Genomic DNA, 24,554 nt, shown 5'->3' on the forward strand with positions numbered 1-24,554 from the left:
TTTCGGCATTCCAATGCCCCTCATACCGCTTCGCCGCAAGCGTTCGCTGCCAAGCGGGCGCAAGTTTGGTATCGTCGCGGTTTGTAAAGAGGCTGGCGCAGCCGTCCTTTCGTTCAGACACCTAATTCAGACACCTAACTTACCGACTCCATCATGTACAGACCTACCCGCCTCGGCACCCCGCTCTCTCCTTCCGCAGTCAAAGTCATGCTGCTCGGTTCCGGCGAACTCGGCAAGGAAGTCATCATCGCGCTGCAGCGGCTTGGCGTCGAGGTCATAGCGGTCGACCGCTATGCCGGTGCTCCCGGACACCAGGTCGCGCATCGCGCCCATGTGATCGACATGACGGATGCCGCCGCACTGACCGCACTCATCGAGCAGGAAGCGCCTCACCTGGTCGTTCCTGAAATCGAAGCGATCGCCACGCCGGCGCTGATCGAACTCGAAAAGGCGGGAAATGTGACCGTCATTCCGACCGCCCGCGCCGCATGGCTGACCATGAATAGGGAAGGCATCCGCCGGCTGGCCGCCGAAACTCTCGGCTTGCCGACATCGCCCTACCGCTTCGCCGACAGCCTGGACGAACTGAAAGCCGCCTGCGACGCCGTCGGCTTTCCCTGCGTTGTGAAGCCGGTGATGTCGTCGTCGGGCAAGGGGCAGTCCAAGGTCGACAATGCCGGCGAGGTCGAGGAAGCCTGGCGCTATGCGGCGTCCGGCAGCCGTGTCGATGCGGGCCGCGTGATCGTGGAAGGCTTCATCGATTTCGACTACGAGATCACGCAGCTGACCGTGCGTGCACTGGATGCCCGGGGTGAAACGGTGACCCATTTTTGCGAGCCGATCGGCCATGTGCAGGAAAAAGGCGATTACATAGAATCTTGGCAGCCGCATGCGATGCCCGCCCCTGCGATGGAAAAGGCCCGCGATATTGCAAAGAAAGTGACCGACGACCTCGGCGGGCTGGGACTATTCGGAGTGGAATTGTTCGTCAAGGGCGACATGGTGTGGTTCTCCGAAGTCAGTCCGCGCCCGCATGACACCGGCATGGTGACGATGGCAAGCCAGCGGCAAAGCGAATTCGAGCTGCATGCGAAAGCCATCCTCGGCTTGCCGGTGGATGTTTCACTGCAGTCGCCCGCGGCTTCCGCCGTAATCTATGGCCGGCATGAAGCCAAAGCCATTGCTTTCGAGGGGGTCGCGGAAGCGCTTGCCGTTCCCGGGACGGATATCCGCCTGTTCGGCAAGCCGGAGTCCTTCGCCCGCAGGCGCATGGGCGTGGCGCTGGCGACGGCGGCCGACACGGATACCGCGCGGCGGCTAGCGAAGGAAGCGGCCGCCAAGGTGCGTCCGGTCGTGCCGGAATAAGGCGGCAACGCCGCGGTCTATCTAACCCGGCGTCAGCTTCATGACGCCGAGGCTGCCCGCCTCCACTTCCGCGCGCCGGGTCTTCAGGGGAATGTATTTCACGTCCACCCAGCGCTGCGCCATGTTGCTATACAGCGGCGACATCACATTGCCGGATTGGCCGGTGGAGTGAATGAAGCGGGAATTCTCCAGGTCGGACAGGTCATACACCGCTCGCAGGCTGGCCGCATGGCGGTTGGCGAACGGATGCTTTTCATCTCGCAGGCTATACCTTCCGACATTGACGGTATGTGTATCCCCCGGCGACGGCACGCGGATGTCGAAGAACCGCGCGAGCATGTCGACCTTCGTGAACGGACGGTGCTCCGAGCGGGCGACATGGGCGTCTCCCCAGCGCCATTGAGCCATGTCTTCTCCGTACCGCCGCTCCAGCTCGGCGAGGCTCACTTCCAGCGCGGTCGAAAGCAGCTCCGCGCAGGTCTGCGGCTTTTCGCCGGCGGGCTTGCCCACGTCCGCGCACCATCTGCCCTGCCCCTGCCTGTCAAGCAGCACATTGACCGTCGACTGCTGCACGTTGCGGTGTTCGAAGTAATCATTCATCAGCGCTTCGCCAAGTTCGTCGCGGAAAATCTCGCTCGATATTTCCTTCATCCAGGCGTTGTAGATCAAGGCGGCGCTGCTGTCGATCCGCATTTCCCCGTTCCAGCCGGCGAGCAGCTGAAGCGCCGCCCGCGCACGCTCGGATCGCGGCACCGCCTTGCGAAGCAAGGGAAGCGCTTCCCGGGCGGCCAAGGAAACATCGTCTTTCTGGATGCGCGCGAAGCTGTCCATGTCGTGCCTCGGCGCACCGTCGAGCAGCGCTTGTATGCGGTCGGCCCGGTAGGGCATGCTCCACTCGCTGGTGAGGTAGTGCGGGTAGCCGGGTCCGACGATCTTGTGATTGGCGGTGACGATTTTTCCGGACGGCGGATTGAACTCCTGAGGCAGGTCCTTGAAGTCGAGGAAGCCCGCCCAGTCATAACGGGCATCCCATCCGGGCGAAGGCGCCAGTCCCTTCAGATCGTTGTCCGGTTTCCTAACGGGCACCCTGCCTGCCGCGACGAAGCCGATGTTGCCGTCGACATCCGCGTAGACCATGTTCTGGTGCGGCGAATTGAAATCGGCGGCACCGGCCAGGAATTGCTCCCAGTTGCCGGCATGGTTGATCTTCAAGCCGCCCTGCAGGGTCATGTCGTCGGGACGCAAGGCCGTCCAGGCAAACGACACGGCGTACTTCCCGGTATCGAGGGAGGTGCGGTCGACGATAGGCAGCGCGCCGCTGATCACGGGGCCGTGGCGCGTTTCCCGCACCGTGATCAGTTCGTCGGGCGCGCCCTTGACCTTGATGGTTTCGGTGCGGACAGCGAACTCCGCCCAGCCGTCAGGAGTCTGGTACTGCGCTGCGTTGTCCGGATTGATGCGTTCCACATACAAGTCCTGCACATCCGACGCGGTATTGGTGAACGCCCAGGCGATGCGGCTGTTGCGACCAAGCACGACGCTCGGTATGCCGGGCAGGGTCGCACCCACCACTTCGAATCCCGGCGCGGAAAGATGCGCGAAATACCACAGCGCCGGCGCCGACAATCCGAGATGCGGATCGTTGGCGAGCAGGGGTTTTCCGCTGGAAGACAGGGCGCCGGAGACGGCCCAGTTGTTCGAACCCATGCCCTCCACCAGCGAAGGCGGCGCGATGGCCGCGACTTTCGCGAGCGCGCCGGCGACGGTCGTCATGTCGCCATAGAGCTTGGTGTAATCCCGGGTTTCGGTCACCGGATCGCCGGGATAAGGCGGCAGAAATTCATTGATCCGGTCCAGCGGCAGGCGCTGCGACAGGCGCATGCGCAGGATTTCCTGCGACCAGTTGGCGCCGAGGTCCCAGGCCATCATGGTTTGCCAGCCGATGGAATCGACCGGATGCCAGGGTTCGGGGGCGGCAGCCCGGGTGAGAAGGAATTCCGGCGGCAGCGGCGACTTGCGGGTCGCAAGGTAGGCGTTCACGCCCTTGGCATACGCCTCCAGTCCGGCCCGCGTCTCGGCGGACAGGTTGGCCAGGATGCGCTCGGCATTGCGGCGGATGCCGAGCGTACGGAGGAAGCGGTCGGTATCGACTGCGTTCGGGCCGAGGATTTCGGCCATGCGCCCGGCCGCGATGCGCCGGTTCATTTCCATTTGCCACAGCCGATCCTGGGCATGCACGAAACCCAGCGCGAAATAGGCATCCTGTTCGGACTGTGCATAGATGTGCGGAACGCCTTCGGCATCGCGTACGATGTCCACCTCGGCCTGCACGCCGCCGAGCCGGATCGTGCCGTCGATTGCCGGCTGGCTGGCCGATCGATACCAGAGCGCCGCTGCAATCACCGCAATAATCAGGATGACTGCCAGCATGGCAGCCGCCCGGGCAACTTTCCGCAGTGTTGTTGTCATACCTTCATGTCCTTTTGCCATCCAGAGTCATTCCTCGTCCGGTTATCCGAACACCGCAAATCCGCATGTATTGTCCAATGGTAAGATGCGGAGTCGTGTCATGAAAATGCAACAAAACAGTTCCCATCTTATGAAATTTGACGTTGCCATCGTCGGAAGCGGCCTCGCCGGCCTTTCCGTTGCCCTGCATCTTGCCAAAACCCGCAAGGTCGTCGTGATCTCCAAGCGCACGCTGCTCGACGGCGCCAGCAACTGGGCCCAGGGCGGCATCGCCGCCGTCCTCGATTCCGGGGACAGCCATGAGCAGCATATCGCAGATACCCTGGTCGCCGGCGCAGGCCTGTGCGACGAAACCGCAACGCGCGACATCGTCGAACACAGCCGAGCCGCAATCGAATGGCTGATCGAACAGGGCGTGCCGTTCACCAGGGACCCCACCGCGGAACTCGGCTATCACCTGACGCGGGAAGGCGGACACAGCCAGCGGCGCATCATTCACGCGGCCGACGCGACCGGCCATGCGGTCCAGGTCACGCTGGAGCAGAAAGCGCGTAGCCATCCGAACATCACGATACTCGAGCACCACTATGCCATCGACGTAATCAAGTCCGACAAGCTGGATACTTACGCCGGCGGCGTGCCGACCTGCGTCGGCCTGTATGTGCAGGATGTGAACTCCGGCAAGGTCATGACGCTCGCCGCCGACCAGACGGTGCTGGCTACCGGGGGCGCCGGCAAGGTCTATCTGTACACGACCAACCCCGACACCGCCACCGGCGACGGCATCGCGATGGCANTCATGACGCTCGCCGCCGACCAGACGGTGCTGGCTACCGGGGGCGCCGGCAAGGTCTATCTGTACACGACCAACCCCGACACCGCCACCGGCGACGGCATCGCGATGGCATGGCGCGCCGGCTGCCGCGTCGCCAACATGGAATTCATCCAGTTCCACCCAACCTGTCTCTATCATCCCTACGCGAAATCCTTCCTGATCAGCGAAGCGGTGCGCGGCGAAGGCGGCTTGCTGAAACTCCCGGCGGCCGCTGGCGCGGCGGCCGGCCAGCGCTTCATGGAATCGCACGACGAGCGCGCCGAACTGGCGCCGCGCGACGTGGTGGCCCGGGCCATCGACTTCGAGATCAAGAAGCGCGGACTGGATCATGTCGATCTCGACATCAGCCACCAGCCGCCGGAATTCCTGAAGGAGCATTTTCCGACGATCTATGCCCGCTGCCTGGAATTCGGCATCGACATCACGAAGCAGCCGATCCCGGTCGTACCGGCCGCGCACTACACCTGCGGCGGCGTGGTGACCGACGCCATGGGCCGCACCGACCTTCCCGGCCTGTATGCGGTCGGGGAAACCGCGTACACCGGCCTTCACGGCGCCAATCGCCTGGCGAGCAATTCGCTGCTGGAATGCCTGGTGCTCGGCCGCGCGGCGGCCCAGCATATCGAGCAGCAGCCGAAGCCGCAGTTCATGCCGCTGCCGGCATGGGATGAAAGCAGGGTTACCGACGCCGACGAGGAAGTGGTCATCGCGCACAACTGGGACGAGCTGCGGCGCTTCATGTGGAATTACGTCGGCATCGTACGTACCACGAAGCGGCTGGAGCGTGCGCAGCACCGCATCGGCCTGCTGCGCGAGGAAATCTACGAGTACTACTCGAATTTCCGCATCACCCGCGATTTGCTGGAACTGCGCAACCTGGTCGACGTCGCCTCGATGATCGTGGAAAGCGCCCTGTCGCGCCGCGAGAGCCGCGGCCTTCACTTCAGCCAGGATTACCCCGACACCCTGCCCAAAGCCTTGCCGACGGTGCTGTCGCCATCGACGCGGCAGGTGCCTCGCTGAGAACACGGAACGCGATCAATGAAAAATGGCCGGTCATTCTGACCGGCCATTTTTTAGCCCCGCTTTGTATTCGCTGCGGCGGCGTACTGCAGCAGTCCGATCACCCGATCACCCGATCACCCGCAGCGAGTAATCGGTGGCACGCACGTCCTTGGTCAGGCTGCCGATGGAAATGCGATCGACGCCGGTTTCAGCGATGGCACGCACGGTCGACATGTTGATGCCGCCGGAAGCTTCCAGCACCGCGCGATCGGCCGTGAGCTTCACCGCCTCGCGCATCATGTCCAGAGAAAAATTATCGAGCAGGATCGACTTGGCGCCGGCATTCAATGCCTCGTCCAGTTCATTCAGGTCCTCGACTTCGATCTGGATGGAGACCCCCGCGTTGAGTGCCTGAGCAGCGCGCATCGCCGCGGTGATGCCGCCCGCGGCCGCAATATGGTTTTCCTTGATCAGGATGCCGTCGTACAGTGCCAGCCGCTGGTTCTTGCCGCCGCCGACGCGCACCGCGTATTTCTGGGCCAGCCGCAAGCCCGGCAGGGTCTTGCGGGTATCCAGAACCGAGGCGCGCGTACCGGCGACGACTTCCGCATACTGCCGGGTCGCCGTGGCGACGCCCGACAGCAGCTGCAGGAAGTTGAGCGCCGAGCGCTCCGCCGTCAGCAGGGCGCGCGCCGGCGCCTCGATCAGGCACACCTGGGAATCCGCGGTCATTTTCGTGCCTTCGGCGAAGTGCCACTGTATCTTGATGCGCGGGTCGACCTGCGACATCACGCCCTCGAACCAGGGCGCCCCGCACAGCACCGACTCTTCCCGCACCAGCACGCGGGCCTGCACCGTTTCATGCTCGGGAACCAGCAACCCGGTAACGTCGCCGGTGCCGATATCCTCGGCCAGCGCGGTACGGATATTGGCTTCGAATGCCGCTGCCAGCGCCGCATCGAAAGGCGCGAATGGATTCTTCAATGTGCTCATGCCGGACCGATTCCTGCAAACAGTTTCTGTTCCTTCGCCAGGTCGGCGCTCGGACGGACATTGGCTTTCTGCGCAGCGGCGAACGCCAGCATGCGATCGATGCAAAGGTAGGCCTGGCGCCCGACCTCGGGATCGACATGGATCTCGTTGCGCCCGTTTTCCAGCACATCGGCCAGATTCTGCAGGCCGTTCATCGCCATCCACGGGCAGTGCGCGCAGCTCTTGCAAGTAGCGCTGTTGCCGGCCGTCGGCGCGTCGATGAAGACTTTGCCGGGTGCCGCCATGCGCATCTTGTGCAGGATGCCGTTATCCGTTGCCACGATGAACTCCTTCGCATCCAGCGTTTGCGCGGCCGCGATCAGTTGCGAGGTCGAACCGACCACGTCCGCCTGCGCCACCACCGCCTCCGGCGATTCCGGGTGCACCAGGATCCTGGCGCCGGGATGTTCCTTCTTCAGCAATTCGAGTTCGATGCCCTTGAACTCGTCATGCACCAGGCAGGAGCCCTGCCACAGCAGCATGTCTGCCCCGGTCTTTTTCTGGATGTAGCCGCCGAGATGCTTGTCGGGCGCCCACAGGATTTTCTTGCCCTGAGCATGCAGATGCTCGACGATCTGCAGGCCGATCGAGGAGGTCACCATCCAGTCCGCCCTGGCCTTCACGGCGGCGCTGGTATTGGCATAGACGACCACGGTGCGGTCGGGATGCGCATCGCAGAAGGCGGCGAACTCGTCCGCCGGGCAGCCCAGGTCGAGCGAACAGGTGGCATCGAGGTCCGGCATCAAAATAGTCTTCTGCGGGCTCAGGATCTTCGCTGTTTCACCCATGAACTTGACGCCGGCCACGACCAGGGTCTTGGCGGGATGATCGCGTCCGAATCGCGCCATTTCCAGCGAATCCGAGACGCAGCCGCCGGTTTCCTCGGCCAGGTCCTGCAGGTCAGCGTCCACGTAATAGTGGGCCACCAGCACGGCCTGCTTTTCCTTGAGGAGTTTGCGGATGCGCTCTTTTAACGCGGACTTTTCCGCGGGAGAAGGCGCCGCGGGCACGCGTGCCCAGGCATTCGCCGTACAACTGGTGCCGGCATTCATCTGCGGGCGTTCGAATTCAATGGTTTTGATGGGTTGAATCTGCATGATGTCGAATTTGAAACAACTGCCGTGGCGAGAAAGCGAAAGTATGCCCGATACTTTAGATGTAAGTGCAGCACGGACTTATTCAAGAACGATTTCCCTGCCGTTCAGATGATTTCTTCATTGCAATAAACTTAGGTCAAGACAAGCCCAAGAAATGTAGAGGCTTGGGTTTTATGCGACATTTATTTCCACGCTGCAATTTTTCGTTTACGCGCAAGCCGATCAGGACGATACTTGGCTGATAAATCTCAATACCAAAGAGAAACATCAGCGATAAAAAGACAAGGCGACGTTTCCAAAAAGAATGAATCTAGAGCCAGGGTGCTTCGGTACCTTATATTCAATAAAAAACGGCTCTCGGCATAAAGCAGCGCGCCAGTGCGCAGCGGAGCGTGAGGAAGACAACCATGACGAAGGTGTTTGACAAGACCGAAAAGGGACGGGAAGAAATCGCGACCCGGAAATACCATCTTTCGCCACGGGCTCGCAGCCTGCTGGTCATGATCGATGGCAAGCAGACTGCGGATGATCTGCTGAAAAAAGTCGCCGGCCTCGGCCTCACGGAACAGTGCATGGCGGACCTGCTGAAGGACGGATATATTCGGGAAGCATCCCCCGCTTCCACCGTGGCTGCCGTATCCACCGTATCTGCGGCATCTTCTACTGCGGCACCCGCGCCGTCCGCCCCGCTCCACGACATTCCAGCGTTGCCGGACACCCAGTCCGGAAACCGTGCCATCGCTCTCGCACCCTCGGGTACGCCATCGGACGCCCTGCTGCCCGACGGGCAGACGCAGTACGAAGCGATCTACCGCTTCTACAACGAAACCATCAAGAGCACGATCGGCTTGCGCGGATACGCGCTTCAGCTCAAGGTGGAGAGAGCCGCAACGATCGAGGATTTCCGCCAGCTGAAGAAGCCCTATCTTGAAGCGGTGGTCAAGGCCCAGGGCCAGGAGATGGCGCGCAGCCTGCGCGACAGGCTGGACAAGCTGCTGTACCTCGGAGAACCGATTCCGGAATCCGCGACAATCGCCGGCTTGCACAACTGAGCAAACCGGCAAGCCGCATCACTCGATACCCTGGCTCTGCAGATAATCCTCGTAGTTGCCCTGGAAGTCGATGATCTCGCCGTCCTTGACTTCGAGGATGCGGGTGGCCAGCGAGGATACGAATTCGCGGTCATGCGAAACAAACACGAGCGTGCCCGCATACTTGTCCAGTGCAATGTTGAGGGATTCGATCGACTCCATGTCCATGTGGTTGGTCGGCTCGTCCATCAGCAGAACATTGTGACGGCCCAGCATCAGCTTGCCGTACATCATCCGGCCCTTCTCTCCGCCTGACAGCACCTTGACCGACTTTTTCACATCGTCGCCGCCGAACAGCAGGCGGCCGAGAATCGAACGCACGGCCTGGTCGTCGTCGCCTTCCTTGGTCCACTGGCCCATCCAGTCGGTCAGGTTCTTGTCCGTCGCGAATTCCTCGGTCGGATCCTGCGGCATGTAGCCAACATTGGCGTTTTCCGCCCATTTGGCCATGCCGTGGTCGGGTCCGAGGCCGCAGATCTCGGTGCCGCCGATGCAGCGCAGCAGCGTGGTCTTGCCGGCGCCGTTGGCGCCGATGATGGCGATCTTTTCGCCGGCTTCGATCAGGAGATTGAAGTTGTTGAAGAGCGTCCGGTCATAGGACTTGGACAGCCCCTGGATCTCGACCGCGAGGCGGTGCAGCTTCTTCTCGCCCTCAAACCGCACGAAGGGATTCTGGCGGCTGGACGGCTTGATGTCCTCGACCTTGATCTTGTCGATCTGCTTGGCGCGGGATGTCGCCTGGCGCGCCTTGGACTTGTTGGCCGAGAAGCGGCGCACGAAATCCTGAAGCTCCGCCACGCGTTCCTTGGCCTTGGCATTGGCGGCCATCTGCTGCGCCCGGGCCTGCGACGATGCCAGCATGTAGTCGTCGTAATTGCCCGGATAGACCTTCAGCGTGCCGTAATCCATGTCGGCCATGTGGGTGCAGACCTGGTTCAGGAAATGGCGGTCGTGGGAAATGATGATCATGGTGGAATTGCGCTCGTTGAGCACGTTTTCCAGCCAGCGGATGGTATTGATGTCGAGGTTGTTGGTCGGTTCGTCGAGCAGCAGGATGTCCGGGTTCGAGAACAGGGCCTGCGCCAGCAGCACCCGCAGCTTCCAGCCGGGGGCGACATTGCTCATCGGCCCCTGGTGCTGTTCGATCGGCACGCCGACGCCAAGCAGCAGTTCGCCCGCGCGTGCCTCGGCGGTATAGCCGTCATATTCCGCGAACTTCGCCTCGAGGTCGGCGGCTTTCATGTAGTCGTCGTCGGTGGCATCGGGGTTGGCGTAGATGGCGTCGCGCTCGTTCATCGCCGCCCACATTTCCGTATGGCCCATCATCACGACGTCCAGCACGCGCATCTCTTCAAAGGCGAACTGGTCCTGGCGCAGCTTGCCGAGACGCTCGTTCGGGTCCAGCATGACATTGCCGGCGCTCGGCTCGAGGTCGCCGCCGAGGATCTTCATGAAGGTGGACTTGCCGCAGCCGTTGGCGCCGATCAGGCCATAGCGGTTGCCGTCGCCGAATTTGACGGAGATGTTTTCAAACAGCGGCTTGGGGCCGAACTGCATCGTGATGTTTGCGGTTGAAAGCACGGAGAAGCCTTTTCTTGCGAAGTGAATACGAAACCGGCCATTTTAGCACTCCGCACCAAGCATTCACCGCGCAGCCGCGCAAAAGTGCCGCTGCCGTGTTATGCGCCTTGCAACAGTTTCTCCCGTGCGGCAACGAAGGCCTGGGCCGAGCGCGTCAATGCCGTTTCCTCTACCCCCGGCTGGTACAGCTGCCCGCCGATGCCAAATCCCGTGGCGCCGGCCGCGACATAGCCGGCCATGTTCTGCGGATTGATGCCGCCGACGGGAAACAGCGGCGTGCCTGCCGGCAGGATGGACAGGATGGCCTTGACCGCGGCCGGCGGGATCATTTCCGCCGGAAACAGCTTGAGTCCATGCGCGCCGGCCTGCAGAGCCCGGAACGCTTCGGTCGGCGTGGCCACGCCCGGCAGGGCGATCATGCCGTTGGTCGCCGCATGCGAGATGACATCCTCTGCGCAGTGTGGCGAGACGATGAGCCTGCCGCCGGCATCCTTGACCGCATTGACGTCGGACACCTTCAGCACGGTGCCGGCGCCGACCAGCGCATCGTCCGGCGCCATGTCGACCAGGCGGCGCATCGCCTCGATGGCGCCCGGCCGGTTCAGCGGCACTTCAAGCATGCGGAAGCCGGCGTTGAACAGAACGCGCCCGACCATGGGCGCTTCCTCGGGAGTGAGGCCGCGCAGGATGGCAACCATGGGAAATGGTGCGGGATGAAACGGATTGGACATGATTACCTCGGTAGATTGAATAGCGCCTTGAGTGCGGCAAGATAGACCGTGTCAGGCTGCCACGCGCGGGATGGAACGCCGAGCAGTTCCAGCGCACTGAGATAGCGTGCGCAAAGACCCGGGCTGCCGATGACCTGGACTGGCGCGCCGGACGCACTCGTCGTGCGCTGAAGGATGTCGTGTATCTCGGTGCCGATCAGCAGACCCGACAAATAAGACGCGGTGTGCTCGGCCGGCATCATGTCGGTGACCACCAGCGCGCGGCAACCGAATGCGGTATGGGGAAAACTGCCGTGTTTCGCCGCGCGCACGCCGGCGGCAAAGGCCTCGGGGAATGACTCGTCCGTGTTGCCGATGACCTTCGACAGCGTGCCATGCCGGGAAAAGAGGGAAAAGAATTCGCCGGTCATGAAAGTCAGGAATTCCATGATGCGTCCCTGCTCCACCCTCGCCCACTTGCTGTGCGTACCGGGAAGCAGGAACCAGCCGCCGCTTGCATCGCTGCCGCTCAGAGCCAGCGTGCCCAGTATCTGGGCTTCTTCGCCTCGCATCACGTCCGGGACGCCATTGGGATCGATGTACTTGTAACCCGGCGCGACGCGGCAGCGCACGCCCGGGATGCCAGTGTCGACCGGCATCAGGTTATCGTGCAGCGCCGTCAGAGGCCGGTCGGTGGTCAGGTAAGGCGCTTCCTGCCAGCCGTTGCGGCTGCCCACCATGCCGGACATCACGATATCCGCCCGCTCCAGGCCGAGGGTCTGCAGCAGCGCGCGCAGCGACCCGGAAAAATCGCCGTTGACATTCAGGATGCCGGCATCGTCATCGTGCTGCCGCACCAGTTCGCCGCGCGCATCGAGGATATAGCTCCTGCGGTTGCTGGTGCCCCAGTCGATGCCGAGCAAGGTCGTGTTGTGTTCTGTCATGGGTGGAGGTTTCTCAGGCTAAGCGTCAATCTTGTCACGGACGGAAGGCAGCGCTTCATGCCCAGCCGCCATCGACGATGTACTCCTGCGCGGTGCACATCGCCGCATCATCGGAAGCGAGAAAGAGTACCATCCTCGCGACATGCCAGGGCGCGACCCTGCCCTTGAGGCATTGATTCTGGTCGATCAGCTTTTCTCCCTCCTCGTCGACCCACATGGTCAGCTGGCGCTCGGTCATCACCCAGCCGGGAGTGACGGTATTGACCCGGATGTTGTAGGGACCGAGATCGCGGGCGAGGCCGCGCGTGAGTCCGCTGACCGCGGCCTTGGTCGTGGTGTAGACCGGATAACCGCCGTTGGCGATATGCCAGCTGGTGGAACCGAGATTGATGATGGCGCCGCCGCCGCGCCGCTTCATGCCTTCTATTACTGCCTGGCAGGTGAAGAACATCGGCCGCTGGTTGATGGCGATGCGATCGTTCCAGTATTCAAGCGTCACTTCCTCCGGGTTGTGGCGCTGGTCATTGCCGGCATTGTTGACCAGCACGTCAAAGTCGCCGATATCCGCAGCCACGGTACGCATGATTTCCTGCAGTGCGGGAATGTCCCGGATATCGCATTCGCGGAACACCGGCTTTTCATAACCTGCCATTGCCAGCTTCTCGCACAGGGCCAGGCTGGCATCAACCGCGATATCGATGAACGCGACCTTTGCGCCCTGCTCCGCAAAGCCGGTGACGATGCTTTCGCCGATACCGGAACCGCCCCCGGTAATGAAAACCCGCTTGCTCTTGAGACTGCCGAAACGCGCCAGCTCCGCTTGTGCTGCCATGATTTTCTCCTGAACTTTCGATTCGATGACTAATCAATATTGATGCTAAGTCGAAACCCTTCCCACGCAGTTCACAGGTTACCGGTTCACTATTTCACTATTCACTGATTCAAGATTTCTCTCGCTTTCTCTTTCTTTGTCTTGATCTTTTTCTTTTTTCATTTTCACTCAATGTCCTCAACGAGAGCTCTATGACCATGGAGAAACCCAAACGTCGCAGCCGTGCCTGGTTTGAAAAGCAGGATCGCGATGGATTCGTGCATCGAAGCTGGACATCGAAAGCCGGCCATCCCGCGGATGAATTCGATGGCCGTCCGGTTATCGGCATCTGCAACACCTGGTCGGAATTGACGCCTTGCAACAGCCACTTCCGCGAACTCGCCGAATTCGTCAAGCGGGGTGTTCTTGAGGCAGGAGGATTCCCGCTGGAGTTCCCCGTGATGTCACTCGGCGAGACGCAACTGCGCCCGACGGCGATGCTGTTCCGCAACCTCGCAAGCATGGATGTCGAGGAATCCATCCGCGGCAACCCGATCGATGGCGTGGTACTGCTGATGGGCTGCGATAAGACCACCCCGGCACTGATGATGGGCGCCGCGAGCTGCGGTCTGCCGACAATAGGCATCTCCGGCGGCCCCATGCTGAACGGGAAATTCCGCGGCAAGGACATCGGCTCCGGGACCGGTGTCTGGATGATGTCGGAAATGGTGCGCGGCGGCCAGATGACGCAGGAAGAATTCACCGAGGCCGAAGGCTGCATGAACCGCTCGTCCGGCACCTGCATGACCATGGGAACCGCATCCACCATGGCGAGCATGGTCGAAGCCCTTGGCATGTCGCTGCCCGGCAATGCTGCGATACCGGCACCGGACACAAGGCGCAACCGGCTGGCGCAATTGAGCGGACGGCGCATCGTGCAGATGGTCGAGGAAGACCTGACCATGGACAAGATCATGACGCGCGAGGCCTTCGAAAATGCAATCCGCGTCAATGCAGCCATCGGCGGCTCCACCAACGCGGTAATCCATATGCTTGCCATGGCGGGCCGCATGGGCATCGAGCTAACCCTGGAAGACTGGGACCGGATCGGCAGCCAGATGCCGTGCCTGGTCAACCTGCAGCCGTCCGGCCATTACCTGATGGAAGACTTCTACTATGCGGGCGGCGTGCCGGCGGTGATGCGGGAAATACAGCACCTGCTCCACCTGGATGCGCTCACCGTCAACGGCCGGCCCCTCGGCGACAACATCAAGGATGCGCCCTGCTACAACCGCGACGTCATCAAACCCTTCGCCGAGCCGTACAAGGAAGCCGCCGGCATCGCGGTCCTGAAGGGAAACCTCGCGCCCGACGGCGCGGTCATCAAACCCTCGGCGGCATCGCCGCAGCTTTTGAAGCACCGCGGCCGCGCGGTGGTGTTCGAATCGATCGAAGATCTGCATGAACGGCTCGACGACCCGAACCTCGACATCGACGAGACCTGCGTGATGGTGCTGAAGAATTGCGGTCCCTGCGGCTATCCCGGAATGGCCGAGGTCGGCAACATGCCCTTGCCCAGCAAGGTGCTGATGAAGGGCATCAGCGACATGGTGCGCATCTCGGATGCGCGCATGAGCGGCACCGCCTACGGCACCGTGGTGCTGCATACCTCGCCCGAGGCGGCCGTCGGCGGACCGCTGGCGCTGGTGCGCAACGGCGACATGATCGCGCTCGACGTCGGCGAGCGCAGCCTGCACCTGGAGGTCAGCGAGGAAGAACTTGCGCGCCGCCGCGCCGAGTGGGCGGCGCCGGAGCGACCCGTGCGCGGCTACGCGAAATTGTATGTCGACCATGTGCAGCAGGCCCATCTCGGAGCCGATCTCGATTTCCTGGTAGGCCGCAGCGGCGCGCCGGTGCCGCGCGAATCGCATTAACAACGAACATTAACAACGAGCATTAACGACGAAAAGGACAGGAGGCGCATATGAAGACGCCCGAATGCATCTGGGAGGCCCGGGCATTGCTCGGCGAAGGACCGCTATGGTCGGTCAGGGAGCAGGCCCTGTACTGGGTGGACATCCTCAATCATCGCCTGCATCGCTATTCGGCCGGGGAAGGAACACGCACCTGGCAGTTCGATGAGGAAATTTCGGCGATCGCCGAGCGTGCCAATGCCGCCGGCCTCGTAATCACGCGCCGGCACGGCTTCGCCACCTTCGACCCCGCCACCGAGACGCTGGTGCCGGTCGCCAGCGTCGAGGCGGACCTGCCCGGCAACCGATTCAACGACGGCAAATGCGACCGCATGGGCCGTTTCTGGGCTGGCACCATGGATTTCGACGCCGACAAGCCGACCGGTTCGCTCTACCGCCTCGCGCCGGACGGCGGATGCACGCGCATGGATACCGGCTACCTGGTCACCAACGGCCCGGCATGGTCCTCCGACTACAAGACGCTTTATCACAACGACAGCGCGCAGGGCCGCGTCTATGCATTCGACTTTGACATCGAACGCGGCGAGATTTCGAACAAGCGCCTGTTTCTCCAGTTCAGCAAGGAAGACGGGTCGCCGGACGGCATGGCCACCGATGCCGAAGGCGGTCTATGGATCGCCCACTGGGGCGCAAGCAAGCTAACCCGCCATGACGCGCAGGGCAAGGTACTGCAGACCGTAGACCTGCCCTGCAGCCAGATCACCAGCTGCGCATTCGGCGGGCCGTCGCTGCGCACGATGTTCATTACCACCGCCCGCGTCGGCCTGTCGCCGCAGCAACTGGAACAAGAGCCGCTGGCCGGCGGTCTATTCGCGCTCGATCTCGGTATTGCCGGGGTTCCCGCCAATCCATTTCAAGGATGAAGCCCGCTGCCATGAATACTGACACCCTGACGCTCGAATCCGACCAACAACGCCTGCGCCTCGTGCCGGAATACGGCGGCGGCGTGATCGGCTGGGACTGGAAACTCGACGGTCAATGGTCGCCGCTGTTCCGCCCCTGGAATGGCGAATCCGAAGACCGCTATACGTTGTCCTGCTTTCCCCTGGTGCCATGGTCGAACCGCATCACCGGCGGCGGCTTCGAGCATGAAGGCGTATTCCATGCGCTGCGCCTGAACCGGACCGGTGAAAGCTATCCGATCCACGGCGACGGCTGGCTGCAGTCATGGCAGGTGAGCGAGCGCGCGAGTGACAGGATCAAGCTCGCCCTCGAGTCCGACAAGTTCGACGGCAATCCCTATCACTACCGCAGCACCCAGACCTTCCTGCTGCTGCCGGACGGCCTGCAGATCGACCTGACGGTGACTCACCTCGGACCGGGCAGCCTGCCCTACGGCCTGGGTCTGCATCCCTATTTCATGCGCAATGCCCAGACCCGTTTCATGGCCAGGGCCGAGGGCGTCTGGCTGTCGGGCGATGATCCGATTCCGGTCGAGCATGTGACGAATTTCCCGGAGTCCTTCGATTACAACACGCCGGCGCCGCTGGAGGGACCGATGATCGATCACTGCTTCAGTGGCTGGAACGGCAAGGCCGTGATCGAATATCCGGATCGTGCGCTGACATTGACCATGGTCATGCCGGACTGCAATGGCTACAGCCTGATGTACCGGCCGCCCGGCTACGACTTCTTCTGCTTCGAGCCGATCACGCACCCGATCGATGCCTTCCACATGCCGGAACAGCCCGGTCTCGCCATACTGGGGCACGGCGACAGCCTTGCGCTGCGGGCCAAGTTTCTGGTCAGCGGCGCAAACCTAAGCCAGAGCTAGCGCCTGGAACGGCTCATGCTGCGCGCGCATGCAGCGCCGGATAGCCGCTCATCGTGAGCATGGCATGGCGACCGTCGGAATGAAGCCGTGCATGACTGCCGATGGCGAGCGTGGCCTTGTCGCGTATGTGACCGAACGGCAGGCCGGTGAGAATGGGCAACGGCAAGGTCTGGCGCAAATAGGACAGCATTGCGTCAAAATCGTAGCCGTTGTCGTATTCATATAAGCGGTACGCGGAAAAATCCCCGAGCACGATGGCTTTCTGATCCAGCAGGCCGGCATGCGCGAGCTGAAGCAGCATGCGCTCGACGCGATAGGGATGCTCGTTCACGTCTTCAATGAAAAGAATGCCGCCACTGATATGCGGGAGGTACGGCGTACCGACCAGGTGCGTCAGCATGGTGAGATTGCCGCCCCACAGGATGCCGGACACATCCACTGCGGGTTGTTCGGCCGGCGCCAGCGCGACGGAATGCGAGGCACCGCTCACGCACCGCCAGAAGTTGTCGAGGGTGTAGTCGCTGGGGTCTTCACGCGAGAAATCGTCGCAGATCATCGGGCCGGCGTAGCTGATGGTGCCGTCATGGGCAAGCAATGCCATCTGCAGCGCAGTGAAATCGCTGTGGCCGACAAACAGCTTGCCGCTGGCCGACAAGGCGCCGAGATCGAGTCTCGGGAGCAGGCGCGACATGCCGTAACCGCCGCGCAGTGCAAGCACGATGTCGACCTCCGGATCGGCCGCGGCTTGATGCAACTGCGCGATCCGCGCCTCGTCGGTGCCGCCGAAACGCAGGTACTTCGCGTCCGCATCATAGAAATTCCTGACCCTGCAGCCCAGCTTTTCCAGCCGTTCCGTGGCGCGGCCGACGGCCAGAGGATCGGCCGCATAACCGCTGGCCGCCACGATGGCAACCGTAGCGAAGTTTTCGGCGGCGGCCGTTGCGCAGTCTTGGCCGGCCGGCTGTGCTTGTTTCCCCATGCTTCCCTGTTATGAATTTACTTCGGGTCTTTTTCGCTTGCCGCGCCTGGCTGCATTGCCATCATCGCGCGGATCATGCACTGCTGGCCGCCGTAGTCAGTTCGCGCCTGCAGTGCGATGCGATCAGGTTCGCTATCGGCACTTCGAGCTGCGGCGGAATATCGTGGCCCATGCCTTCGATCTCGTGCAGGATCGCATTCGGAATCCAGCGCGCGCTGTCGCGGCCGCAGGCAACCGGCACCAGCGGATCGTCGGTGCCGTGTATGATCAGCGCCGGCGCGCGGATCGTGCGCAGTTGCGCCACCAGGTCGCCGGTCGAGGCCACTGCCATCATCTGGCGCGAGGTGCCGCTGATGCTGGGATTACGGCGTACGCTCTGCATGATGCGCTGGCGCAGGACGGCTTCCGGCGTCGGATAGGCCGGACTGCCCAGTATCTGGAACAGATGCACGTAATATTCAACAACGCTGGCGAAGTCGCGCGGATTGGACGGCGTGGACAGCATCGCGGTGCTCGCCGCCATGCTCGGCCCCGGCAGTCCTGGGCGGCCGCTGGTCGACATGATGGAAGTCAACGTCAGCATGCGTTCCGGATAGCGCGCCGCAATGATCTGCGCAATCATCCCGCCCATCGACGCGCCGACGATATGCGCCTTCTCGATGCCAAGCGCATTCATCAGGCCTATCGTGTCGCGCGCCATGTCATACAGCGTATAGCTGCTGAACATCGGCATGCCGAACAAGGGCTTGAACATGGCCAGGTGCGGATGCGCCTTGCCGAAATGATTCATCTTGGAGGACAGGCCGCTGTCGCGGTTATCGAATCGCACTACGCGGAAGCCCTGCTTCACCAGCGCCTGACAAAATTTTTCAGGCCAGGAGATCAGCTGCAGCCCGAGGCCCGCGATCAGGACTATGGTTTCTCCTTCCGGGTTGCCCTGCACGTCATAGGCCAGCTGAATGCCGTTGGTTTCAATTACAGGCAATGGGACCTCCCTTTTTTACCTTTTGCACCCTTATACCCTGTTCGGGGTCGGCGGTGGCTTGATTGTTGATCCATGTTGACGTTCAGCGTCTTGATCCACCTGCGGCATCGGCATGTACGAAATGCAAACCCGCTCTCCAAGATGCTTGAAGTTAACAGTCATTGCGTACTCAGCAAGCAACGTGCCTGAACAAAATCCCGACGCCATCGTCATGCCCGGGGACGCGGATGTAATTCCGTCTCCACTCGATGGCAAAAACTTCCTGCCGCCTGAAGCAATAAGACAATTTATTGATTTCAAGAAATCTGGCCGGCGCTCGGCCCGATTGTGCTTCCGTTCCATAGCATACACATGCGCCCGTGGCTGCGCAGACCGGCACTCGATCTCAATCGAGCGGCGCATCGCTGCCCGACAATTCGGGCGGCATCGGACTGACTGCGAGCTTGCGCTGCAGCGCCCGCCGGCGCTCGGCGAAGAAGGCGCGCAGCAGGTTTCCGCATTCTTCGGCAAGTACGCCGCCGACAACCTCGGCATGATGGTTCAGGCGTTCCTGTGCAAACAGATCGACGATGGAGCCGCAGGCCCCCGTCTTGGGATCGGGAGCCCCGTACACCACCCGCGCCAGCCGCGCATGCATCATCGCTCCCGAGCACATGGCACACGGCTCCAGCGTGACAAACAGCTCACAGCCGGGCAAACGGTAATTGCCCAGGATGCTGGCTGCCGCGCGCAGGGCCATGATTTCCGCGTGCGCCGTCGGGTCGTGCGTACCAATGGGCTGATTGAATCCGGTAGCGATCACCGCGCCATCCTTGACCACCACGGCGCCGACCGGCACTTCGCCCAGCGCCCAGGCATTGTGCGCCTGGGAGATGGCCTGCTGCATGAAGACCGCATCATCCATCGCTGCCTCAATCCGCCGTGATTTCAGCCCAGCAGTTGGGCGTTTCGTGCAATACCAGCTTCTGCAGGCGCAGCCCGGTGCCGTAATGGTCATGGAATGCGCTCTTGAGAATATCGAAGGCAGTGCGCGCGAGGTTTTCCACCGTGGGAATGCGGTCAATCACCACCGTCTTGTGTCCTGGCAGGCTGGCCAGGAATTCGAGCACGGCGGTATCCTTTTCGTAGGCGAGGAAGGCATGGTCCCAGACATCGACCAGGTGCTGCTTCGCCAGCGTCTTCACGTCGGAAAAGTCCATGATCATGCCGTTGTCGGAACTGCCCTCTTCCTCGATGACCGCACCGACCAGAGTGATTTCCAGCGTATAGCGATGGCCATGCAGGTTGCGGCACTGGCTCTTGTGATCGGGAATACGGTGGCCCGCATCGAATTCGAGTTTTCTTGTAATCGTCAGCATTGGGTTGTTCAGGGTATTTGCAGTAACTTGTGCGTCTGGATGCTCAGCTTCCAGCGCGGATTTCGCTTGCAGGTGTCGATGGCCAGCTGCGTGTTGCGGGCGGCATCGGGCCCGTCCATCGGCTGCAGGTAAAAATGCTCGAAGTCGAGCGATGCATATTCGTCAAGCGGCTGGCCGTTCTGGGGTATGACGACCTTGAGTTCGTTGCCCTTGGTGACCTTCAGCTGCGAACCGAGTTTCGGGCTCACGCAGATCCAGTCCACGCCCGAGGGCACCGGCAGCGTGCCATTGGTTTCGATCGCAATTTCAAAGCCGCGCGCATGCATGGCGTCGAGCAGCGGCGTGTCGAGCTGAAGCAGCGGTTCGCCGCCGGTGAACACGACGAATTTGCTCGCCGCGTAGCTGGACGGCCAGAGCGAGTCTATCGTCCCCGCAAGCGCATCGGAATCATACTTGCCGCCGCGCTCCCCGTTGGTGCCGACGAAGTCGGTATCGCAGAACTTGCACACCGCCTCGGCACGGTCCGCTTCACGACCGGACCAAAGGTTGCAGCCGGAAAAACGGCAGAATACGGCCGGGCGGCCCGCATGGGTGCCTTCGCCCTGCAGCGTATAAAAAATTTCTTTCACACTGTACGTCAAAATGCGTTCCTAGAGAAAATCGATGGGACGTGCCGCACCGCCCCGATATACCGCTGCGCCGCTAGGCTGCCCGGCCGCTCTAACGCAAGACCACGGTGACAAGGTGTCATGATCTCATGGCGAAATAGCGTAACGGAGACGTGACGGCGGCTGACGCTCGTCGAGTCCGGCAGGCGGAATGGCAAAAAGGGAAATTGTCCGTGAATTTCGGGTCAGACCGCTATTTTCGCATGAACGGAGAAATCGCCCGGCATTGTGCGCATATAACAGGAATATGCGGCGATCCGAGCAATGGGCGGCAGGCATGCGCTGGGAGAGCGTCCGCTAAGGTGCCAACGGCTGACGTTTGCAACCTTGCAACGACGGTGAAAGGAAGGGCCGGCAAGTATCTAGCCCTGAAATACGACGTGCATGCGTGGTCAGTGTGATACGCCCTCTCGCCGAACGACCTTCAGTGCGGTGAGCACCAGTATCTTCAGGTCGAAGGCAGGCGAATGCCGCTGCAGGTATTCCACGTCCAGCCTGACCTTTTCGGCAATGCTCAGCTCGTCCCTTCCGTTCACCTGCGCCCAGCCGGTGAGGCCGGGCTTCAGTTCGTGCACCCCATGCCGGGTGCGCAGCGCGATCAGGTCGGTCTGGTTGTACAGCGCAGGACGCGGTCCGACAAAGCTCATATCTCCCTTGAGGATGCTCCACAACTGGGGCAATTCATCCAGGCTGCTGCGGCGCAGGAAACCGCCGAGCGGCGTCAGGTAGAGCGCGGGATCGTTCAGCAGATGGGTGGCCAGCACCGGGGTATCGGCCCGCATGGTGCGAAACTTAGGCATGCGGAACACGTGATTGCCGGAGCCGATGCGGTCGGACCAGTAGAACACCGGTCCGCCAGAAGACAGCCACACCATGACGGCGAGCACGAGAAATGGAATCAGCAACGCCAGCATTAGCAACAATGCAAGGGAGAAGTCGACAAGTCGTTTCATGTGCAAATCATCGCTAGGTTCATCGTTGAGGGCCAATCACGGATCTCGGCGAGGGTGATAGGCATGGCATGGGTATTAATGCCGCGCCTGTTCGACCGCCTTGACGACGGCTTCGACCACGCGGTCCTGGTCCCGGTCCGACAGGTAGGGTCCCATCGGCAGGCTAAGTACCCGTTCGGACATCGCTTCGGCGACCGGGAATCGCGGACTGGTATTGAAGCTGGCATAGGCAACCTGCATCGGTATCGGCACCGGGTAATGAATCGCAGTGGGAACACCGGCCTGCTTCAGCACCTCCTGGACCACCGGGCGGTTGTCCACAGCGATGGTGTACTGGCCAAAGACACCGGTGCGATCCTGGCGCTGGGCGATCGCTTGCACCTTGTCCTTGAGCAGGGTGTTGTAGCGGGCGCCGATGCGGATGCGCTGCTCGATTTCCCAGTCGAAGTAATCGAACTTGGCAAGCACGATCGCGCACTGCAGCGTGTCCATGCGGCCGCCGACCCCGACACGGGTGTGCACGTAGCGCTGCGACTGTCCGTGAATGCGTATTTCCCGCATCGCCTTGGCGAGGTCGGGATCGCTCGTAAAGACGGCGCCGCCGTCGCCGTAGCATCCCAGTGGCTTGCTCGGAAAAAAGCTGGTGCAGCCGATGGTGGAGAGGTTGCAGCTGCGGCGGCCCTTGTAGGTCGCGCCGAGGCTTTGCGCGGCATCCTCGATCACGACCAGTCCATGGCGCCGGGCGATGGCATTGATCTCGTCCATGTCGGCGGCCTGGCCGTAAAGCGATACCGGAATGATGGCGCGGGTTCTCGGGGTGATGCAGTCTTCGATCCGAGCCGCACTGATCAGGCAGGTATCGGGCTCGATGTCGGCGAAGACCGGGATTGCGCCCAGCATCACGATCACCTCCGCCGTCGCCACGAAGGAGAACGGCGTGGTGATGATTTCATCGCCCGGCCGGACGCCGATCGCCATCAGCGCGATCAGCAGGGCTTCGGTGCCCGACGAGACGGAGATGCAGTGTCTCGCGCCGGTAAAGGCGGCAAGCCTCTGCTCAAGCTCCTCGACTTCCGGCCCCATGATGTAATGGCCATGGTCCAGCACCGTCTGGATACGGGCAGCGATATCGCTGCGCATTTCCCGGTACTGGGCCTTCAGATCGGTAAACTCCAGTACCGCCGGGGAAGAGCCTGCGGCAGCCATGGCGGCGAAGTTGGGTGCAAGTGATGTGGATGGAGACTCAGCGTGGCTCGGATAGGACACAGACATCCTCCTTCAAAATATAAAGGTCCCCGGTATGGGGACAGGTGGTTTCGCCGCTGCCCTTGAGCGGCAGGTCGAGTCGTTCGCCATGCCGGCTCATCCAGCCGATATGGCGGGCGGGCACGCCCGCGACCAGCGCGAAATCGGGCACGTCGCGATTGACCACCGCGCCGGCGGCGACGAACGCATAGGCGCCGATGGTGCTGCCGCAGACGACGGTAGTGTTGGCGCCGAGCGTCGCGCCGCGCCGGATCAGCGTGCGCCGGTATTCGTGCTTGCGGCTGACGGCGGAACGCGGATTGTAGACATTGGTAAAGACCATGCTGGGACCGCAGAACACGTCGTCCTCTATCCTTACCGCGTCATAAACCGACACATTGTTCTGGATCTTGACGTTGTCGCCGATTTCGACATCGCCGGCGACGAACACGTTTTGTCCCAGCGAACAGTCTCGCCCGATGCGAGCCCCGGCGCAGACATGACTGAAATGCCAGACGCGCGTGCCTTCCCCCAGCACGGCGCCGTTATCGACAATCGCGCTGCCATGTATCGCGGCCGCCATGTCAGTACTCCAGCGGCAAGGCGACACGCCTGCCGTCGCGCGCCGACAGGTAGGTCGCGATCAGCACTTCCAGCGTTTTCAATCCTTCGCGGCCGTCGGTCTGGGCTTCTTCCTCGCCGCGCAAGGTGCCGATCACGTTATCGTAATACTGGGCGTGTCCGAATCCGTAGACGGAACCGGTCTGGTAACTGGCGGCCTTGACCTCCTCGTCCGCTTCGGCTCGATCCGAAAATTCCCAGTGCAGCACTTCGTTGAGCGCGACGCCGCCGATGCGTACCGTCCCCTTGTCGCCCAGCACCGTGATGCTGCCCTCCATGTTCTTCGGATAGGTCAGCATCGTGACATTCACCGAACCGAGCGCGCCGTTACGCCAGCGCAGGCACATGACCCCACTGTCCTCGACTTCGATGTTGCGCGCCTGGGTGGCGGTGTAGGCGTGCAGGCTTTCCACCGGCCCGACCAGCCATTCCAGAAGGTCGACGTAGTGGCTGGCCTGGTTCATGAAAGCGCCGCCGTCGTATTCCCAGGTACCGCGCCACCTGGCGCTATCGTAGTATTCCTGCGGCCGGGACCAGAAGACATTCACGTTAACCATGTGCACCCGGCCGAAGCGTCCCTCGTTCAAGGCCTTCTTCAACAGCTGCAGTGTTGCATTGCGTCGATTCTGCTTGACGACGAAGAGCTTCACGCGAGCGTCATCGCAAGCGGCGACCATGCGTTTTCCATCCTCCCAGCGGGTTGCCATCGGCTTTTCCGTGATGACATGGCGGCCGGCGGCCGCCACCGCAATCGCCTGGCTGGAATGCAGGCCGGACGGCGTGGTGAGGATCACCGCATCGGCGGCGCAGTCGGACAACAGGCCCGACAGGCTGCGATACGGCTTGGCCCGGGTCAGTTCCACCGCGTCTTCCAGCGCCCGGCCGTCGGTATCGCAGACACCGACCAGTTCGCACCTGTCGGCATGCTGCTGCAAGGCGCTGAAATGGTTTCTGGCAATGCGCCCGCAACCCACCAGCGCGAAGCGCAGCTTGTCCCTGCCGCGAAGGGTTGCGGTTGATGAAAAATTGTCCATAGG

Annotated in this window: 22 protein-coding genes; 6 read left to right on the top strand and 16 right to left on the bottom strand. The window is 62.0% G+C overall.

Annotated features, from left to right (window positions below; genetic code table 11):
* The first annotated feature begins 153 nt into the window (after positions 1-153).
* Entirely contained in the window at positions 154-1,365 is a 1,212-nt protein-coding gene (purT, locus tag RY831_RS09585; protein ID WP_326506112.1) for a formate-dependent phosphoribosylglycinamide formyltransferase, read from the top strand.
* 21 nt (positions 1,366-1,386) lie between these two features.
* Here purT and RY831_RS09590 read toward each other — a convergent pair whose 3' ends face one another.
* Positions 1,387-3,834, bottom strand: a complete 2,448-nt coding sequence (locus RY831_RS09590; protein ID WP_326506113.1) for a penicillin acylase family protein — start codon at positions 3,832-3,834, stop codon at positions 1,387-1,389.
* A 130-nt stretch (positions 3,835-3,964) separates the two neighbouring features.
* Between RY831_RS09590 and nadB the strand changes: the two genes are divergently transcribed.
* Positions 3,965-5,692, top strand: coding sequence for an L-aspartate oxidase (gene nadB, locus RY831_RS09595; RefSeq protein ID WP_326506209.1), 1,728 nt, complete (start codon positions 3,965-3,967; stop codon positions 5,690-5,692).
* 108 nt (positions 5,693-5,800) lie between these two features.
* Here the strand turns inward: nadB and nadC are convergent, their stop codons facing one another.
* Positions 5,801-6,667 (bottom strand): carboxylating nicotinate-nucleotide diphosphorylase, encoded by an 867-nt coding sequence (gene nadC, locus RY831_RS09600; RefSeq protein ID WP_326506114.1) that lies wholly within the window; start codon positions 6,665-6,667, stop codon positions 5,801-5,803.
* A complete protein-coding gene (nadA, locus tag RY831_RS09605; RefSeq protein ID WP_326506115.1) occupies positions 6,664-7,803 on the bottom strand; it encodes a quinolinate synthase NadA in 1,140 nt (379 codons plus the stop codon). The genes nadC and nadA overlap by 4 nt, the downstream gene beginning before the upstream one ends.
* Positions 7,804-8,210: 407 nt before the next feature.
* Between nadA and RY831_RS09610 the strand changes: the two genes are divergently transcribed.
* Positions 8,211-8,855, top strand: a complete 645-nt coding sequence (locus RY831_RS09610; protein ID WP_326506116.1) for a hypothetical protein — start codon at positions 8,211-8,213, stop codon at positions 8,853-8,855.
* An 18-nt stretch (positions 8,856-8,873) separates the two neighbouring features.
* On the opposite strand, the gene RY831_RS09615 is transcribed toward RY831_RS09610, so the two are convergent.
* From RY831_RS09615 to RY831_RS09630, 4 genes are all read right to left on the bottom strand, one after another.
* Positions 8,874-10,475, bottom strand: coding sequence for an ABC-F family ATPase (locus RY831_RS09615; protein WP_326506117.1), 1,602 nt, complete (start codon positions 10,473-10,475; stop codon positions 8,874-8,876).
* Positions 10,476-10,573: 98 nt separating this feature from the next.
* On the bottom strand, positions 10,574-11,206 hold the full coding sequence (locus tag RY831_RS09620) for a 2-dehydro-3-deoxy-6-phosphogalactonate aldolase (protein WP_326506118.1): 633 nt from the start codon (positions 11,204-11,206) through the stop codon (positions 10,574-10,576).
* 2 nt (positions 11,207-11,208) lie between these two features.
* A complete protein-coding gene (locus tag RY831_RS09625) occupies positions 11,209-12,129 on the bottom strand; it encodes a 2-dehydro-3-deoxygalactonokinase (RefSeq protein ID WP_326506119.1) in 921 nt (306 codons plus the stop codon).
* A 55-nt stretch (positions 12,130-12,184) separates the two neighbouring features.
* Positions 12,185-12,961 (bottom strand): SDR family NAD(P)-dependent oxidoreductase, encoded by a 777-nt coding sequence (locus RY831_RS09630; RefSeq protein WP_326506120.1) that lies wholly within the window; start codon positions 12,959-12,961, stop codon positions 12,185-12,187.
* A gap of 191 nt (positions 12,962-13,152) precedes the next feature.
* On the opposite strand from RY831_RS09630, the gene araD reads away from it, so the two are divergent.
* The 3 genes from araD to RY831_RS09645 are packed head-to-tail and all read left to right on the top strand — an operon-like array spanning position 13,153 to position 16,708.
* A complete protein-coding gene (gene araD, locus RY831_RS09635; protein WP_326506121.1) occupies positions 13,153-14,874 on the top strand; it encodes an L-arabinonate dehydratase in 1,722 nt (573 codons plus the stop codon).
* Positions 14,875-14,924: 50 nt separating this feature from the next.
* A complete protein-coding gene (locus RY831_RS09640; protein WP_326506122.1) occupies positions 14,925-15,797 on the top strand; it encodes an SMP-30/gluconolactonase/LRE family protein in 873 nt (290 codons plus the stop codon).
* A gap of 11 nt (positions 15,798-15,808) precedes the next feature.
* Positions 15,809-16,708, top strand: coding sequence for an aldose 1-epimerase (locus RY831_RS09645; RefSeq protein WP_326506123.1), 900 nt, complete (start codon positions 15,809-15,811; stop codon positions 16,706-16,708).
* Positions 16,709-16,721: 13 nt separating this feature from the next.
* Here the strand turns inward: RY831_RS09645 and ldcA are convergent, their stop codons facing one another.
* From ldcA to RY831_RS09690, 9 genes are all read right to left on the bottom strand, one after another.
* The gene (gene ldcA / locus RY831_RS09650) at positions 16,722-17,687 is read right to left on the bottom strand and encodes a muramoyltetrapeptide carboxypeptidase (protein ID WP_326506124.1); all 966 of its coding nucleotides are present in this window, start codon (positions 17,685-17,687) and stop codon (positions 16,722-16,724) included.
* 73 nt (positions 17,688-17,760) lie between these two features.
* Entirely contained in the window at positions 17,761-18,672 is a 912-nt protein-coding gene (locus RY831_RS09655) for an alpha/beta fold hydrolase (RefSeq protein ID WP_326506125.1), read from the bottom strand.
* A gap of 385 nt (positions 18,673-19,057) precedes the next feature.
* The gene (tadA, locus tag RY831_RS09660) at positions 19,058-19,576 is read right to left on the bottom strand and encodes a tRNA adenosine(34) deaminase TadA (RefSeq protein WP_326506126.1); all 519 of its coding nucleotides are present in this window, start codon (positions 19,574-19,576) and stop codon (positions 19,058-19,060) included.
* A gap of 7 nt (positions 19,577-19,583) precedes the next feature.
* Positions 19,584-20,030 carry a 6-carboxytetrahydropterin synthase QueD gene (gene queD, locus RY831_RS09665; RefSeq protein WP_326506127.1) on the bottom strand — a complete coding sequence of 149 codons (447 nt, stop codon included), beginning with the start codon at positions 20,028-20,030 and terminating at the stop codon, positions 19,584-19,586.
* Between the two features lie 8 nt (positions 20,031-20,038).
* Complete coding sequence (queE, locus tag RY831_RS09670; protein WP_326506128.1) at positions 20,039-20,671, bottom strand: 7-carboxy-7-deazaguanine synthase; 633 nt, start codon at positions 20,669-20,671, stop codon at positions 20,039-20,041.
* A gap of 419 nt (positions 20,672-21,090) precedes the next feature.
* Positions 21,091-21,651, bottom strand: coding sequence for a sugar transferase (locus RY831_RS09675; RefSeq protein WP_326506129.1), 561 nt, complete (start codon positions 21,649-21,651; stop codon positions 21,091-21,093).
* Between the two features lie 75 nt (positions 21,652-21,726).
* The gene (locus RY831_RS09680; protein WP_326506210.1) at positions 21,727-22,827 is read right to left on the bottom strand and encodes a DegT/DnrJ/EryC1/StrS family aminotransferase; all 1,101 of its coding nucleotides are present in this window, start codon (positions 22,825-22,827) and stop codon (positions 21,727-21,729) included.
* A 67-nt stretch (positions 22,828-22,894) separates the two neighbouring features.
* Positions 22,895-23,479 (bottom strand): acyltransferase, encoded by a 585-nt coding sequence (locus RY831_RS09685; RefSeq protein ID WP_326506130.1) that lies wholly within the window; start codon positions 23,477-23,479, stop codon positions 22,895-22,897.
* 1 nt (position 23,480) lies between these two features.
* Positions 23,481-24,551 (bottom strand): Gfo/Idh/MocA family protein, encoded by a 1,071-nt coding sequence (locus RY831_RS09690; RefSeq protein ID WP_326506131.1) that lies wholly within the window; start codon positions 24,549-24,551, stop codon positions 23,481-23,483.
* Positions 24,552-24,554: the final 3 nt, after the last annotated feature.

Source organism: Noviherbaspirillum album (genome assembly GCF_035916955.1).
Lineage (GTDB): Bacteria > Pseudomonadota > Gammaproteobacteria > Burkholderiales > Burkholderiaceae_D > Noviherbaspirillum > Noviherbaspirillum album.

Coding starts and splice junctions, on each gene's coding strand:
- nadC (WP_326506114.1), bottom strand. CDS start 6,667: ATGAGCACATTGAAGAATCCATTCGCGCCTTTCGATGCGGCGCTGGCA.
- RY831_RS09590 (WP_326506113.1), bottom strand. CDS start 3,834: ATGACAACAACACTGCGGAAAGTTGCCCGGGCGGCTGCCATGCTGGCA.
- RY831_RS09630 (WP_326506120.1), bottom strand. CDS start 12,961: ATGGCAGCACAAGCGGAGCTGGCGCGTTTCGGCAGTCTCAAGAGCAAG.
- RY831_RS09625 (WP_326506119.1), bottom strand. CDS start 12,129: ATGACAGAACACAACACGACCTTGCTCGGCATCGACTGGGGCACCAGC.
- tadA (WP_326506126.1), bottom strand. CDS start 19,576: ATGGATGATGCGGTCTTCATGCAGCAGGCCATCTCCCAGGCGCACAAT.
- purT (WP_326506112.1), top strand. CDS start 154: ATGTACAGACCTACCCGCCTCGGCACCCCGCTCTCTCCTTCCGCAGTC.
- RY831_RS09640 (WP_326506122.1), top strand. CDS start 14,925: ATGAAGACGCCCGAATGCATCTGGGAGGCCCGGGCATTGCTCGGCGAA.
- nadA (WP_326506115.1), bottom strand. CDS start 7,803: ATGCAGATTCAACCCATCAAAACCATTGAATTCGAACGCCCGCAGATG.
- RY831_RS09675 (WP_326506129.1), bottom strand. CDS start 21,651: ATGAAACGACTTGTCGACTTCTCCCTTGCATTGTTGCTAATGCTGGCG.
- araD (WP_326506121.1), top strand. CDS start 13,153: ATGACCATGGAGAAACCCAAACGTCGCAGCCGTGCCTGGTTTGAAAAG.
- queD (WP_326506127.1), bottom strand. CDS start 20,030: ATGCTGACGATTACAAGAAAACTCGAATTCGATGCGGGCCACCGTATT.
- ldcA (WP_326506124.1), bottom strand. CDS start 17,687: ATGGGGAAACAAGCACAGCCGGCCGGCCAAGACTGCGCAACGGCCGCC.
- RY831_RS09690 (WP_326506131.1), bottom strand. CDS start 24,551: ATGGACAATTTTTCATCAACCGCAACCCTTCGCGGCAGGGACAAGCTG.
- RY831_RS09610 (WP_326506116.1), top strand. CDS start 8,211: ATGACGAAGGTGTTTGACAAGACCGAAAAGGGACGGGAAGAAATCGCG.
- RY831_RS09685 (WP_326506130.1), bottom strand. CDS start 23,479: ATGGCGGCCGCGATACATGGCAGCGCGATTGTCGATAACGGCGCCGTG.
- RY831_RS09620 (WP_326506118.1), bottom strand. CDS start 11,206: ATGTCCAATCCGTTTCATCCCGCACCATTTCCCATGGTTGCCATCCTG.
- RY831_RS09645 (WP_326506123.1), top strand. CDS start 15,809: ATGAATACTGACACCCTGACGCTCGAATCCGACCAACAACGCCTGCGC.